8 protein-coding genes are annotated in these 15,498 nt (G+C 73.5%); 7 read left to right on the top strand and 1 reads right to left on the bottom strand.

Annotated features, from left to right (window positions below; genetic code table 11):
- The first annotated feature begins 100 nt into the window (after nucleotides 1-100).
- Entirely contained in the window at nucleotides 101-706 is a 606-nt protein-coding gene (locus ACF1FZ_RS06250) for a TetR/AcrR family transcriptional regulator (RefSeq protein ID WP_391772186.1), read from the top strand.
- Here ACF1FZ_RS06250 and ACF1FZ_RS06245 read toward each other — a convergent pair.
- On the bottom strand, nucleotides 696-4,124 hold the full coding sequence (locus ACF1FZ_RS06245; protein WP_391772185.1) for a CDP-glycerol glycerophosphotransferase family protein: 3,429 nt from the start codon (nucleotides 4,122-4,124) through the stop codon (nucleotides 696-698). The two genes, ACF1FZ_RS06250 and ACF1FZ_RS06245, sit on opposite strands and share 11 nt — an antisense overlap.
- A 100-nt stretch (nucleotides 4,125-4,224) precedes the next feature.
- Here ACF1FZ_RS06245 and ACF1FZ_RS06240 point away from each other — a divergent pair, with 100 nt between their 5' ends.
- The 6 genes from ACF1FZ_RS06240 to ACF1FZ_RS06215 all read left to right on the top strand — a co-directional run bounded on the left by ACF1FZ_RS06240 (nucleotide 4,225) and on the right by ACF1FZ_RS06215 (nucleotide 15,494).
- The gene (locus ACF1FZ_RS06240; RefSeq protein ID WP_391772184.1) at nucleotides 4,225-6,234 is read left to right on the top strand and encodes a CDP-glycerol glycerophosphotransferase family protein; all 2,010 of its coding nucleotides are present in this window, start codon (nucleotides 4,225-4,227) and stop codon (nucleotides 6,232-6,234) included.
- An 88-nt stretch (nucleotides 6,235-6,322) separates the two neighbouring features.
- The gene (locus ACF1FZ_RS06235; protein WP_391772183.1) at nucleotides 6,323-7,057 is read left to right on the top strand and encodes a methyltransferase domain-containing protein; all 735 of its coding nucleotides are present in this window, start codon (nucleotides 6,323-6,325) and stop codon (nucleotides 7,055-7,057) included.
- An 11-nt stretch (nucleotides 7,058-7,068) separates the two neighbouring features.
- Entirely contained in the window at nucleotides 7,069-7,932 is an 864-nt protein-coding gene (locus tag ACF1FZ_RS06230; RefSeq protein ID WP_391772182.1) for a TylF/MycF/NovP-related O-methyltransferase, read from the top strand.
- Between the two features lie 121 nt (nucleotides 7,933-8,053).
- Nucleotides 8,054-11,506, top strand: coding sequence for a CDP-glycerol glycerophosphotransferase family protein (locus ACF1FZ_RS06225; protein ID WP_391772181.1), 3,453 nt, complete (start codon nucleotides 8,054-8,056; stop codon nucleotides 11,504-11,506).
- Nucleotides 11,503-14,349 carry a CDP-glycerol glycerophosphotransferase family protein gene (locus ACF1FZ_RS06220; RefSeq protein WP_391772180.1) on the top strand — a complete coding sequence of 949 codons (2,847 nt, stop codon included), beginning with the start codon at nucleotides 11,503-11,505 and terminating at the stop codon, nucleotides 14,347-14,349. Before ACF1FZ_RS06225 ends, ACF1FZ_RS06220 begins: the two co-directional genes overlap by 4 nt.
- Entirely contained in the window at nucleotides 14,346-15,494 is a 1,149-nt protein-coding gene (locus ACF1FZ_RS06215; protein ID WP_391772179.1) for a glycosyltransferase, read from the top strand. Before ACF1FZ_RS06220 ends, ACF1FZ_RS06215 begins: the two co-directional genes overlap by 4 nt.
- Nucleotides 15,495-15,498 lie beyond the last annotated feature (4 nt).

Here is a 15,498-nt window from a genome sequence, read left to right as displayed (position 1 = left end):
CCGCCCCGATGGGACGGCACCGTATCGTCGCAACGCTGACAGTAGGACGTTTGTGCGCCGCAACGCAACCGTTTCGTCGTGACGGTCTATCATTCGGGCCATGACCACCGAACGGCGAACCGGGCGCCGCACCCCGGCAGGTGCCGCGGTGCTGCGCGAGGACGTGACCGACGCGATCCGCGGCGCCGTCTTCGAGGAGCTCGCCGCCGTCGGATTCGCGCGGATGTCGATCGAGGGCATCGCCCGGCGCGCGGGGGTCGGCAAGACCGCCGTCTACCGCCGCTGGAAGTCCAAGCTCCATCTCGTCCTCGACCTGGTCGCCGCCGTCGCCGCGCAGGGCATGCCGGCCCCGGCGACGGGTTCGCTGCACGGGGACGTGCGCGCCGTACTGGAACTGGCCGCATACGCCCTGCGCCACCCCGTCGCCTCGCAGGTGATCCCCGACCTGCTGGTCGAGGCGGCCCGCAACCCGGAGATCTCCGAGGCCATCAAGGCGGCCCTGCTGGATCAGCAGCAGGGGGTGACTGCCGTGGTCGTACGCGCGGCGGTGGCGCGCGGCGAGCTGCCCGAGGGGAGCGATCCCGGCCGCGCGCTGGATCTCATCGTCGGGCCGCTGTACTGGCGCCTGGCCGTGGTCCGTGGTGCTCTGCCCGAGGGGTACCTGGACGACCTCGCGGCCTCGGCGGTCCGGGCACTCAAGGCCTGACGGGGCGCGGGGGGCCGGAGTCCTCGCCGAGGAGCAGCCGGTCCGCGACACGGCGGGCCGCGTCGCCGTCCGCCGGTCCGCAGTGGTCCCGCCGGAAGCTCTCGTACGCCTCCGCGTGGAGATCCGCCGAAGCCGGTGTCTCCCGCAGGGCCTGGGCCACCTCCTGGGTGGTGAGGAGCAGCGGCCCGGGGGCCCGGGCCTCGAAGTCCAGGCAGAAGCCCCGCACGGTGTCCCTGTAGTGCTCCAGGTCATGGGTGTGGAAGAGCATCGGACGGCCCGTGTGCGCGAAGCCGAACACGAGGCCCGAGTAGTCGGTGACCAGTACATCGGCGATCAGGAGGAGTTCGGTGGCGTCCGGATGCGCGGACACGTCGAGCAGGGCGGGGTGCGCCGGCACGCTGCCCGTCACCCGCGGGTGCCTGCGGACCAGCACGGTGGTGCGGCCGTCCAGCGACCGTGCCAGCGCGGGCAGGTCGAGCGCCGGATCCCAGCGGTACAGCGGGGAGGCCCCGCGGGGGACGTCGGCCGGCGCGTGCGCGAGATGGTCGCGGTAGGTCGGCGCGTACAGCACCACGCGGTGGCCGTCCGGGATGCCCAGTCCCCTGCGTACCCGCTCCGCCGTCCTGTCCCGGCCGGGGGCGAACAGCAGGTCGTCGGCCGGGGAGCCCGCCTCCAGCACCTCGCCGCGGTAGGCCAGCGCGCGGCGCAGGTGCGGGGTGGCGAAGCCGCTGGGGGAGACCAGGACCGACCACTGGGCGGAGCGGTGCTCCAGGGTGGCGAGGTACTGGTGGTCGGCGTAGAGGGACCCGGTGAGGTCCAGGCCGAACCTGCCGAGCGGGGAGCCGTGCCAGGTCTGTACGACGGTCTGCTCCGGGCGGCGCTCGAACCACGCGGGCAGCTGGCCGGCCGCGACGATCCGGCGGGCTCGCGCCAGCGCCTCGTACCAGGCGGTGCTGTGTGTCACGACGGGGACGGCGGTGGACGGGACGTGGGCGGCGGCGCCCGCGGATCCATCGGTGACCCAGAGGTGCTCCGCATCGGTGCTCCGGCGCACGAGCTCGGCGTGCACGGCGCGCGGGGAGCCCTCCCCGGTGTAGAGCACCGCCTCCCGGAGCGGCAGCCGGCGCTGCGCCGGGTAGTGCGCCGTACGCAGACGGCCCTGGCGGTACGCGCTCCCTTCGGCGTCGCCGAGCGCCGGCGCGCAGTGCACGGTCAGACGGTCGCCGTGACGGCGGTCGAGGCGGAAGCGGGCGCCGGCGACGCCCATCGGCAGGAGGGCGGCGAGCGCCGCCCCCACGCGCACGGGCCGGCCGTCCAGGAACACCTCCCAGTCGCCCTCGCGGGGAGGGGGTGCGAGCACAGCGGTGAAGCGGGCCCTCTGCGGGCCCCCGGCCCCCTGCGGCGCGACGGGAACGGCCACCGTCTCACCGAGACCGCGGTGCCGCAGCACGAGCGCGCCCGTCCCGGTCCCGTGGATCCGCAGCCCGCCGTCCGCCGCGGGCTCGGCGTGGTCCACGCGCGGGGTGCCGGTCACGTCCACCACCAGGTGGCCCGTCGCGTCGGCGAGGGCGGGCGGTGGCAGATCCGGGGCCGCGGCGAGCGGTACGCGGACGCCGTCGGTCACGAGCGCCGCCCGCCACAGGCCTTCGGGTCCCCGGGCAGCCTCGTGGGGTGCGCGGGGTGCCGGTGCGGGTTCGGCGGCGAGCGCCGCGAGCGGAATCCGGGTGCTGAAGCCGCCCACGCCCCCGTCACCGCCCTCGCACCGCACCGGACAGACGTGCTCGGCAGCCCCGTCGCGGGTCAGCACGAGAGCGGTCGGCAGGGCGCTCCCGTACAGGCGCCCGGTCAGCTCCAGGGCCCCCGTCCCGCGGTCGTGCCCGGTCACCACCGCGGGCAGCCGGGTCACGGTCAGCTCCAGCCGGCCGTCCCGGTAGCCGAGCACCACGCGCCGCCCCCCGCCCAGATCGTGGACCAGCGGCTGCGCCGCGGCCGCCTCCACCGCCCGCAGCGCCGCCCGTCGTACGACGCCGTGCCCGGCCACCACCACACCCACCTGCCAGCTGCCCGGCCGCAGCCGCCCGGGGGCGAGGACCATCTCGAAGCCCGCGTGGTCGTAACAGTGCACCTCCTGGCCGGAGTCCGCGGTGGCCCGCTCCATCCGGACCGTGCGCACCGGCACGGCCCGCACCCGTCCGCCCGCCGTCTCCCGCACGAGGCCGGCCTTCAGCGACTGCCGGGCCGCCCGGGCCGGCAGGTTGCGGATGTACGCGTACCCCCGCAACCGCAGCTTGCCGTCCTCTCCCCATGACGCCTCCACCAGCCGTGCCACGGCGGGCAGATCGCCCCTGCCGAGGCGCACCGGGACGCCTGTGCCGCCGGTGCTCCCGGGGTGCACGGCGCGCCGCCGCCCCGGAGGGCCCACGACGGTGAACGTGCCGGCCCCGTTGGCCCGTTCGAACTCCAGGACGGCCAGCAGTTCCTCGGTCCTGCGCTCCCGCACCAGTTGCCAGCGCACGCGCGCATCGGCCGGCAGCCCGTCCAAGGCCGCATCACCCGCCCGGTCGAGGAAGGCACCCGCGTCCGTCATGAACGCGGAGCGGTAGGCGGGCCCGCCCATCGGAAGTCCCTCCAGGAAGTACACGAAGTCGTCACGCAGGCACGACGCGTCGTAGCGCATCCGCTGTGCGGGATCAAGGCCCCCCAGAAAGGCGCTGACCTGTTCGCACGCCGCGATCCGGTCCCGTACGCCCCGTACGTCCGTACGCCGCCGGGTGATCGACCCCTCCCGCACCCGCCAGTGGTAGACGTGCTCGTGCAGCACGTCCACCGATTCGGCGAGATGGTGCGCCGGGATCATCACCGGGGCGTCCTCGTAGAGCTTGCCCTCCGGGAAGGAGAAGGCGTGCCGGTCCCAGAACGAGCGCCGGAACACCTTGTTCCAGGCGACGCGGTCGGCCAGCAGCCGGGCATCGCGGGTGATGTGGGTGCGGGGGCGGTCGGCGGTCAGCCAGCGGTACTGCCAGGCCTGCTGCCTCCCCCGCGCGTCGAGCCGCCACACATTGCCCGTCACCAGGTCCGAGCCCGTCGACTCCAGGGAGGCCAGCATCCGTTCGTACGCGTCGGGTACGAGGACGTCGTCACTGTCGGCGAACGCCAGGTACGGAACGCCGGCGGTGGTGCGGGCGACCCCCGTGTTGCGTGCGGCGCTCAGGCCCGCGTTGGGCTGGTGGACACAGCGGAAGCGGGTGTCCCGGGCGGCGAAGTCCTCGGCGATCCGGCGGCTTCCGTCCGTCGAGCCGTCGTCGACGAGCACCACCTCGATGTCCCTCAGGGACTGCCCGGCCAGCGAGTCGAGGCACTCCCGCAGGTAGTCCTCGACGTTGTGCACCGGGACGACGACGCTGAGGAGTGGCTTCATGCCCGGCTCAACCCGGGGGAGCCTCCCGGGTCACGCCGCTGACCCGAACGGGTGAAGATCCCTGGGGTGGCCGGCATGCCCGCCGCTACGCTCGGCTGCCATGCTGCTCAGTGTCGTCGTGCCCGCCCACCGTGTTCAGGGTTACCTGAGGGGGGCCCTGGAGTCCGTGACCGCGCAGCCGCCGCCGGAGGGCGGACCGGCGGACCTGGAGCTGATCGCCGTCGGCGCGTGTGACGACGGGCCGGAGCTCGCCATCGCGCGGGAGTGCGCCGAGCGCGACCCCCGGGTGCACGTACTCGTCCTCGACCGCCCCTGGGACGCGGGCGCGGCCCGCAACGCGGGTGCGGCGGCGGCGCGCGGGACCTATCTGCTCTTCCTCGACGGGGACGACCTGCTCCTGCCCGGAGCCGTGGCGGAGATCGCCGCACGCCTGGCCGCGGACCGGCCCGACGTGCTGCGCCTGGGCCATGACCTGGTCGACTGGTGGGGACGTACCCGGCCGGGCGACGCCCTGCCGGCCGCCCGGAACCAGCTCCTGCGCCGCGCCTTCTGGGAGGCCCACCGGCTCCGCTTCACCGAGGGCCCCTACGGCGACGTCGTGCCGGTCCACCGCGCGGTCTTCCTCGCCTCCGACGCGGGCACCCTCGCCTCGGTCGACCGGATCTGCGTACGCCACCGGCTGCGCCGGACCGGCACGCCCGCCACGGCACCGGGCCGCGCGCACTTCACCGTCATCGACGCGTACGAGCGGCTGGCCGCCGAGACCGGCGGCGATCCGCGTACCGCCGCCGCGCGCACCGCGCACCTGACGGCCGTGCTGGAGGACCCGGGCCGGATCGCCCCGGCGGACCGCGCCGCCTTCTTCCGCGCGGCGGGGCTCCCCGGCCGGTACGCCGCGCACCGGGTCCGCGAGGCCGCCCGCGCCAGGCGCACCCGGGCGCGCGCCGCCGCGTACGCGGGCAGGAAGACGCTGCGCGCCCGGGTGATGAGAGCGGTCTACCGCGCCGACCTGCACCGGCCGCTGGACCCCTGCCTCGCCGTCTACGGGGCCTACTGGAACAGGGGCGTCGCCTGCAATCCGGCCGCCGTGTACGCCAAGGCCCGTGAACTGGTCCCGCACATCCGCGGTGTGTGGGTGGTCTCCTCGCGTCACCTGGACCGGATGCCGCCCGGTGTGCCGTACGTCATCGAGGGCTCCCGCGCCTACTGGCGGGCCATGGCCACCGCGACGTACCTGGTCAACAACTCCAGCTTCCCCGGCGGCTTCACCAAACGGTCCGGACAGGTCTACCTCCAGACCCACCACGGGACCCCGCTGAAGACCATGGGCCTCGACCAGCTTCCGTATCCCGCCCTCACCGGGGGCGTCAGCTTCGAACGGGTCGTCGCCCACGCCGACCAGTGGGACTTCAGCCTCTCCGCCAACCCGCACAGCACCGAGACCTGGGACCGCGTCTACCCCTCCTCGTACGAACAACTGCCCTACGGGTACCCGCGCAACGACGTCCTGTGCGCCGCGACCGACGAGCAGACCGGCAAGGCCAGGGCCGGACTGGGCATCGCGCCGGGAGTGACCGTGCTGCTGTACGCGCCGACCCACCGCGACTACCGCAGGGGCTTCACCCCCCGCCTCGATCCGGAGCGCCTCGCCCGCGATCTGGGGCCCGGCTGTGTGCTGCTGGTACGCGCCCACTACTTCTACGGGCGTTCGGCCGGGACAGCGGTGGGGGACCGGGTCATGGACGTCACCGCCCATCCCCGCGTCGAGGAACTCTTCCTCGCCGCGGACGCGTTGATCACCGACTACTCGTCCCTGATGTTCGACTACGCCTGCCTGGACCGCCCGATCATCACCTACGCGCCCGACTGGGAGGCCTACCGCGCCGCTCGCGGTGTCTACGTCGACCTGCTGTCCGGCCGGCCCGGTGACACCCCCGGAGCGGTCGCCACCACGGAGGACGAGCTGCGGGAGGTGCTGCGGAGCGGCGCCTGGAGGTCCCCGGAGGCCGGCGAGCTGCGTGCCGCGTTCCGCCGCCGTTTCTGCCCGTACGACGACGGGCACGCCGCAGAGCGCGTGGTGCGGCGGGTCTTCCCGGTGCGTGCCGGCTGAACCCGGGGTCACCCGTACGGGGCGCTCCCTCCGTACCCCGCCGTCGTTGTGCTCAACAGCGCGCACACGGCAACGTCGGGAGAAGCTCATGCACCGGTCCGCCTACGAGCAGATGCAGCTCTGCATCGAGGAGTACCTGCCCAAGGCCCGCAGGCACCGCGTCGTCGACCTCGGCTCACGGATCTCCGGCAAGCAGACACGCACCCACCGCGGCCTGCTGGCGGACCACGACGTCGACTACTTCGGGGTGGACGTACTCGACGGTCCCAACGTCGACGCGGTCATGACGCGGCCCTACCGGATCCCCGCGAAGTCACGCAGCGCCGATGTCGTGCTGTCCGGCCAGGCGTTCGAGCACATCCCCTTCTTCTGGGTGTCGATGATGGAGATCGCCCGGGTGCTCAAGCCCGGCGGTCACGCCTTCATCACCGCGCCCTCCCGGGGGCACGCCCACGACACACAGGACTGCTGGCGCTACTACCCCGACGGTTTCCGGGCGATGGCCGCCCACTCCCGCCTCGAACTCTGCGAGGCGTACACGGACTTCCCACCGGTCAGGGGCATCTGGCACGACTACGCCTCCATCGACGCCAAGGCCGCCTACTGGGGCGACTCGGTGGGGGTCTTCCGCCGGCCGCGGCCCCACCGGCGGCCGGTGACCCGGCTGAAGAACGGGCTGGCCGACCTCGTCGTCCGGGAGACGGCGGTGTGGTGGGCGAACCGGGCCGGTGGAGTGGACCGGATCCCACTGCCGCGCCCGCTGGACGGCCGGGAGCGGTGCGGGCGGCCGGACAGCCGTACGGCCCCATCAACTACAGGTTGACGAAAGATGACATGAGCCGCAAAGCGCGCGTACTGTCCGGGCCCATGGCTTGGCGCAACGCCGTCAACGGCGTCCTTCAGCAACTCACCGGATACCAGCTCAGGCGCGCGGCCCTCCCCGCTCCCCGCTCCGCCCCCGCGGAGCCGCCGGTGGCCCCGCAGGAGCCGGCCGTGCCGAAGGCCGGGGCGAAGAAGCCGTCGCAGTTCCCCGCGGACTACGACGACGAGGCGAAGGACATCATCCGCGCGGTCAAGCCGTACACGATGACCTCCCCGGAGCGGCTCAACGCCTTCGTCCTCGCGACCCGGCACATCGTGAAGCACGGCATCCCGGGTGACATCGTCGAATGCGGTGTCTGGCGCGGCGGTTCCATGCAGGCCTGCGCCAGGACCCTGCTGTCGCTCGGTGAGACAGGGCGTGACCTCTACCTCTTCGACACGTACGAGGGCATGACCCCGCCCACCGCGGAGGACCTGCGGAGGGACGGCAGGCCGGCCCGGGAGCTGCTGGACGCACAGGGCAAGGACCGGCCCATCTGGGCCGTGGCCTCCCTGGAGGACGTACAGGCCGGGTTCGAGCAGGTGCCCTATCCGAAGGACCGCGTCCACTACGTGCGGGGCAAGGTCGAGGACACCGTTCCGGGGCAGGCACCGGAGCGGATCTCCGTCCTCCGGCTGGACACCGACTGGTACGCGTCGACGAAGCACGAGCTCACACACCTGTACGGACGCCTGGTGAGCGGCGGGGTGCTGCTGATCGACGACTACGGCTACTGGCAGGGGTCGCGCCAGGCCGTGGACGAATTCCTGGAGGAGACCGGCGAGCAGCTCCTGCTGCTGCGCATGGACGAGGGCCGTATCGCCGTCAAGCCCTGACCGGGCGGAGCCCCGCCGTGAGCCCCGTGCCCCGCAGGCACGGGGCTCGTTCCATACAGAGGAAGCCCGTCACAGAGGACGTCCGTTCGTCCGTCCGTCCGGAAGGATCGTGCGCAGCACCATGGCACCCCGTCTCACCGTCGTCGTCCCGCTCTACAACGTCGAGGAGTACCTCGGAGCCTGCCTGGACTCGCTCGCCGGTCAGACCATGGCCGACTTGGAAGTCGTCATGGTCGACGACGGCTCGACGGACGGCAGCGCCGATGTGGCACTGGAGTTCTCCCGGCAGGACCCGCGCTTCCGGCTCATCCGGCAGAAGAACGCCGGGCTCGGGGCCGCGCGCAACGCGGGCGCCGCACAGGCCCACCCGGACTCCGGGTTCCTGGCCTTCGCCGACAGTGACGACGTGGTGCCGGCGGGCGCCTTCGCCAGGATGCTGGACGAACTCGACGCGTCGGGATCGGACTTCGCGACCGGCAACGTCCTCAGGCTCCGGGCGGACGGGACGCTCGAACAGTCCCCGATGTTCCGCAGGCCGATGGAGAAGCACCGCCGGGCCACCCACGTCACCCGGGACTGGATCCTGCTCGGCGACCGCATCGCGTGCAACAAGGTGTTCCGCAGGTCCTTCTGGGACCTGCACGCCTTCACCTTCCCGACGGGTGTCCTGTACGAGGACATCGCCGTGGCCCTGCCCGCCCACTTCCTGGCCCGGAGCGTCGACGTCGTGGAGGAGCCGGTCTACCACTGGCGGGACCGCGACGGCTCGATCACCACCCGGCGCGCGGTGGCCCGGGGCATCCGCGACCGGGTCACGGCGGTGTCCACCGTCAGCCGGTTCCTCGCGGACCGGGGCATGACGGAGGCGAAGCGGCGCTACGACGAGCACGCGCTCTCCGGTGACCTCTGGCTGTTCATCGAGGCCCTCCGGGACGGTGACGAGAGTTTCCACCAGGCGTTCCTCACCCACGCCAACGCCTTCGCGGACACGGTCGACCCCGCCGTCCTCGACGCGCTGCCCCTGCACCTGCGGGTCAAGTGGCAGCTCATCCGGGAGCGCAGGACGGCGGAGCTGCTCGCGCTCCTGGCCCACGAGTCCACCGATCGTGACGCCTTCCACGTCCACGGGCGGCTGCGGCCCCAGGCCCGGTACCCGGGGATCGAAGCCCCTCTTCCGCGCAGGGCCACCGCACTGTCCGCCGAGGACCTCCCCGTGCACGCGCACCTCACCGAGGCCGTGTGGCGGGACGGGCTGCTGCACCTCAAGGGGTACGCCTACGTCCGCAACGCCCCCGGCAGATCGGCCGGAGCCGGCTGGCTGAGGTCGGGCCGCCGGCTGGTCCCCCTCCGTCTGCACAGGACGGCGAGCGACGAGGCGGCGGCGGGATCGGGCCGTTCGCTGCACCGCTACGAGCGGTCCGGATTCGAGACCGTCGTCGACCCGCGCCGGCTCGTCACCCGGGGTACGGCGCGGGGCGCCCGGACCCTCTGGAAGCTGGAATCCGTCGTCGTGGGCGCGGGCCGCCCACGCCGCGGGCCGATGCGGCTGCTCGGCAACCCGGCCGCGCCCGCCGTGCGCTACGTCGACGAGCGCACCCGGGTCGTGCCGCTGCTCTCCGGGAACAAACTGGAGCTGCGCGCCGAGCGGGTCGACGCCGTCCTCGCCGGCCACGGGCCGACGGAGGCCGGGGACGGGATCCGGATCGCGGTGAGGGTGCTGGGCGGGGGCACGCCGACGGCTCTGCGGATCCAGGAGTGGCGTACGAAGGAGGCCCACGAATTCCCCCTGGCGGCGGAGGAGGACACGGACGGCCGCACCCTCGTCGCCGAGGTGCCACTGGCGGCGTTCCGGGGCGCCGACGGCGACTGGGGCGTCCAACTGGCCGGCGGGGGGCGCAGGCCGGCGGTCGCGGCCCGTCCGGAGACGGACGCGGCGAGGTATCCGCTGTCCGGCGGCCGTGAGGTCTACGCCGCCGCCAACCCCTCCGGGGACCTGGTGCTCACCGACCGGGACGTACGGCCCGTCGTCACCGGGATCTCGTGGACCGATGACGACGGCCTGGTCCTGGAGGGGACCTTCCCGGCCCTGGCCGGCCGGCCGGTCGATCTCGTCCTGCGTCACAGCGGCCACCAGGAGGAGAGCACCTTCGCGGTGGAGCGCACGGACGCCGGTTTCCGCACGGGGCTGGCTCCCGAGGCCGTCGGCGGGCCGGGCGGGGCGCTGCCGCTCGCCGAGGGCCGGTGGTACCCCTTCCTCCGGGAGCGGGGGGAAAGGGATCCGGAGCGCTATCTGCCGCTGCGCGTGGTGCACCAGCTGCACGCCGGGCTGCCGCTGGGGCGCGAAGCGGGAGGGCGCCGCTTCACCCTGGAGAGGCGCTTCCACGACCGGCTCTGTCTGCACTCGGGCAGTGCCCTGCCGCCGGAGGACCGGGGGGCGTACGGACAGCGCCGGCTGCGTGAGCGGTATGCGGGCCTGCGTGGAAGGGAGTTGTGGGACACCGTGCTGTACTCCAGCTTCGACGGCCGCCAGTACTCCGACTCGCCCCGTGCCGTCCACGAGGAGCTGGCCCGGCGCGGCATCCGTGTGGAGCACCTGTGGGTGGTGCGGGACCAGCAGGCGGCGGTGCCCGCCGGGGTCAGGGCCGTGGCCCTGCACAGTGCCGAATGGCACGACGCGCTGGCCCGCAGCCGGTGGATCGTCACGAACACCCAGCTGCCCGAGTGGTTCGAGCGGTCCGAGGGGCAGTGCGTCGTCCAGACCTGGCACGGCACCCCGCTCAAGCGGATCGGCCGTGACCTGGCGGGGACCGCTTTCGCGGACACCGCCTACATGGAGTCCATGCCACGGCGTGCCGCCCAGTGGAGCGTGCTCGTCTCGCCGAACCGCTTCTCCACGCCCGTCCTGCGCCGTGCGTTCGGGTACACGGGCGAGGTCATCGAGTGCGGTTATCCGCGCAACGACCTGCTGTACGCCGCCGACCGGGCGAAGGTCGCCGACGCCGTCCGGAGGTCGCTCGGCGTGCCGGACGGGAAACGGGTCATCCTGTACGCCCCCACCTGGCGGGAGGACCGGCCCAAGCAGGGCGGGCGGTACGGACTCGATCTCCAGCTGGACCTCGACCAGGCGCGGAAGGCGCTCGGGGACGGCCATGTCCTGCTGGTGCGCCGTCACTACCTGGTCGGCGGGAGCGTCCCGGAGAACGACTTCGTCCGGGACGTCTCGCGCCATCCCGATGCCGCCGAGCTGATGCTGATCAGCGATGTGCTGGTCACCGACTACTCGTCCCTGATGTTCGACTTCGCGCAGACGGGCCGGCCGATGCTCTTCCACACCTACGACCTGGAGCACTACCGCGACACCCTGCGCGGCTTCTGCTTCGACTTCGAGAACCGGGCGCCCGGCCCGCTGATCACCGACCCGGCGGCCGTCGTCGAGGCCCTGCGCGACCCGGAGAGCGCCACGGCGGGCCACCGGGAGGCGTACGCCGCCTTCCGCGAGTCCTTCTGCGACCTCGACGACGGGACGGCGGCCGTACGGGTCGTGGACCGGATGCTGCAGGGGGTGCGGGCATGAGCACACCCGACTTCAGCTGTGTGGTCACCGCTGCGGAGGGAGGCGAGGACACACTGACGGCATCCGTGGAGTCCGTGCTCGACCAGAGTCTGCGCGCCGTCGAGGCCCTCGTCGTCCTGCCCGCCGGCGCGCCCGCCGCCCTGCGGAGGGCGGCGGCATCGCTCGCCGGGCGCGCCCCGGACCACATCCGTGTGCTCGACCCCGGCAAGGACGCCGTCGCCTCGCTGCGCAACGCCGGACTGGACGCGGCGCGGGGCACGTACGTCCTCGTGCTCGACACCGGCGAGCGCCTCCAGCGGCACGCCTGCCGCAACCTCTGGGAGGCAGGGGCGCGCACCCGCGCCGACCTGGTCGCAGGGCGCTGGAGCCGGCTCACCGGGGACGGCGCGAAGGAGCGGGAACCCTCCTGGCAGCACCCGCTGTTCCTCCGCTCCCGCACCGTCGCCCGGTTCACCGAGGCACCCGAACTCACGGTGCGCGACGCCCTGGTGACCGGATTCTGCCTGCGGCGCGCGGCGTTGGAGCGGCACGCGCTGCGCTACGACGAGGACCTCACCCACAGCGGGATCCTGTTCGGCCCCCTGGCCGCGGCCGTGGTCGGCCGTGTCGCACTCGTACGCCGCCGGATCGTCTCCGGGCGTGCCGTGCCCGACGCCGGCCGGGACCTCGCCGGGCTCGTGGAGGCGCACCGGCGCGTGTGCCGTGTGCTGCTGGCCCAGGGGTCGGCGGAACTGTGCGAGGAGCGGGAACGCGCCTTCCTGCTCGACCACCTCGTGCCGCTGGTGCGCACCTTCCCCGAGCTGCCCGCCGCCGCACGCGAACGCGTCGCGGCGACGGCGGCCCGGGTGCTGCCCGGCCGCGTCCCGGAGCCGGCCCTGCTCACCCTCCCGCCCGCCGAGCGCGTCGGCGTCCGGATGCTGGAGCGGGGCGACGCCGACGAGGTGCTCACGGCGGCGTACGCGCTGCGCAGACGGGGCACCGTGGCCGCGCCCCTCACCGTCGGGGACGAGGGACGGGTCTACTGGCCGGGCGGCCCCGATCCCGTGCTGGACGTCACCGAACTCGGTCACCAGTACCGCACGTTCGGCGAGCTGAAGCTGATGAACCGGCTCACCCGCTACGAGGCCGGCGGCCGCGGGGTCCTGCTCGAAGGCCGGCTCGTCCTGCCCGAGCACACCGGGCCCGCCCCGGACGGTCCCCTCACGGCCCATCTGGAGTTCCGCGTACGCGACGGCTCCCGCGCGTTCCGGGCCCCGGTCGGGGAGCTGCGGCCCGACGCCACCGGGATCAGCTGGTCCGCCCGCACCGACCTCACCGGTCTGCTGCGCCCCCTCGGCCCCCGCGACGGGGTGTGGGACGTGCGCATGGTGGTGGAGGACGGCCGGACCCGCTCGGTGAGTGATCTGTTCGCCGCCCACGACCTCGTCGGTCCGGCGGATCGTTCCCCCGCCCTGCCCCGGCTGGGCAGGGCGGCCGGGGACACCTGGCAGCCCTACATCACGCTCCGGGACCATCTGGCGCTCCGCCTCGAAGCCCGTCACCGGCCCGCCCGCACGGTCCGCCGACTGGTCCACTACGCCACCCACTTCCGCCCGGCCCGCCGGGCCAGGCTCCTGCTGCGGGCCCTGCGCAGACGCCGGGACCGCCTGCACGCCAGGGGCTTCAAGGTCTCCGTCTACCGCTCCTGGCTGCTCCGGCTGCCCGTGCGCAGGGGTTCCGTCGTCTTCGAGAGCCACATGGGCACCTGCTACGGCGACAGCCCCCGGGCCGTCCACGAGGAGGTGCGCGCCCGGGGGCTCCGGTTGCGCTGCGTCTGGGCGTACGCCGACTCCCCGGCAGGTTTCCCTCCGGACGCCAGGCTCGTGCGTCGCTGGTCCTGGCGCTATCTGTGGGCCCTGGCCCGTGCGGAGTACTGGGTCGACAACCAGGGGTTCCCGCAGCACCTCGACAAGCCGTCGGGCACGACCTATCTGCAGACCTGGCACGGCTCGGCGTACAAGCGCATGGGGTTCGACGAGACCCGGGTGCGCATGCAGAACGCACCGCAGCGTGCGCGGCTCCAGCAGGCCGTGAACCGCTTCGACCACTTCCTCGTGCGGTCCGAGCACGACGAGCGCACACTGGCCCGTGCCTACCGGTTGCCCGAGCGGACACTGCTGCGCACCGGATACCCCCGCAACGACGCCCTGTTCGCCGCGCGTGCCCGGGACGAGGCCGAGGGGCGGCTGCCCCGTCCGGCGCTCGCGGCCGAGCTCGGTCTGCCCGACCACCGGAAGGTCGTGCTGTACGCGCCGACCTTCCGGGGCGGGCCGGGCGGGCGCAAGCGGCAGCGGCTCCTGCTGGACGCGGCGCGCTTCGCCGAGCGCTTCGGTGACACGTACACGCTGCTGGTGCGGGCGCACTACCTGGAGGCGGCGAGCCTGCCGGCCTGCCCGCCGGGGACGGTCGTGGACGTGTCGCGCCACCACGACGTGAGCGAACTCCTCACGCTCGCCGACGTCCTGGTCACGGACTACTCGTCGATCATGTTCGACTACGCGCTCCTGGACCGCCCGATCGTCCTGTTCGCCCCCGATCTCGACGACTACGCCGCTGAGCGGGGCAGCTACTTCGACCTGCGGGAGAAGGCGCCGGGACCGGTGACGGCGACCGAGGAGGAGCTGTTCGCCGTGCTGTCCCGGCTGAAGACCGCGGACACCGGTTTCCAGGAGGCACGCGCGGCCTTCGCCGAGGAGTTCGGCGGCTACGAACGCGGGGACGCGGCCCGGGCGGTCGTGGACACCGTGTTCGCCCGGCACACCGTCCCGTCCCGCACCGTCCCGACCGGGGAGGCCGGCCGATGAGCCGCAGCCGTGACGTCTTCATCGTCTCCAACAGCACCGACGAACTCGGCGGGGTGACCGGCTGGATGCACCGGACCGCCCAGCTGTTCCAGGAGGCGGGACACCGGGTCCACACCATCGGTGTCTACGCCGCCGAGCGGAAGATGGCCCTGCCCGACCCGCCCGGCCACCCCGTGACCGCCCTGTATCCGGCGCACCCTTTGACGCCCTGGGCGGCGAAGGGGCTGCGGGACCGCTTCCGGATCGCCGCCCGGCGCGCCGAGGCCGCCCGCGTGGTCCGGAAACGGCGTGCCGTGGACCGGCTCTCGGAGATCTTCCGGACCGCCGGGCCCGGCGGGGTGGTGATCGTCAGCCAGGTCTGGGCCATGGAGTGGGTCGGCGAGGCGGACACCGGCGGTCTGCGGGTCATCGGGATGAGCCATGAGTCCTACGACTACTCCCGGGCGAGCCACCGCTACCGATGGATCAAGAACCACTACCCGTCGCTGGAGCGCTGGCTCGTCCTCACGGAGGAGGACGCCGACAAGTGGGCGGGCGACGGGATGAACAACGTCGGTTTCATGCCCAACGCGCTGGCCGCGCTGCCCGAGGTGCCGTCCCCGCGCCGTGAGAAGTCGGTCGCGAGCATCGGCCGGCTCACCGACCAGAAGGGCATCGACATGCTTCTGGACACCTGGGCTCTGGTGGCTCCGCTGCGCCCGGACTGGCGGCTGGACGTGTACGGGACGGGTGCGGACGAGACGGACCTCAGGGCGCAGTGCACCGGCCTGGGGCTCGACTCCTCGGTGAAGTGGCGGGGACGCACGGACGACGTCCCCGGGGCGCTCGCCGCGTCCTCCGTCTTCGTGCAGTCCTCGCGCGGCGAGGGCTTTCCGCTCGCGCTGCTGGAGGCGATGGCGAGCGGGGTGCCGTGTGCGGCGTTCGACTGCGCGCCGGGCGTACGGGAGATCGTGCGCCACGGTGAGGACGGACTGCTCGCGCCCGCCGGTGACATCGGCGCGCTCGCCGACCGGCTGCTCCGGCTCACCGGGAACCCCCGGTTGCGGGACGCGATGGGGGACCGGGCGCGGACCAACGTCCAGCGGTTCTCCGAGGCGGAGATCATGGACCGCTGGGAAGAGCTGTTCGCCTTCCTGGAGCGCTGACCGG

The organism is Streptomyces sp. NPDC014623, assembly GCF_043088245.1.
Classification (GTDB): domain Bacteria; phylum Actinomycetota; class Actinomycetes; order Streptomycetales; family Streptomycetaceae; genus Streptomyces.
The sequence above is the reverse complement of the archived record's forward strand: the minus strand, read 5'-3'. Positions and strand labels throughout refer to the sequence as shown.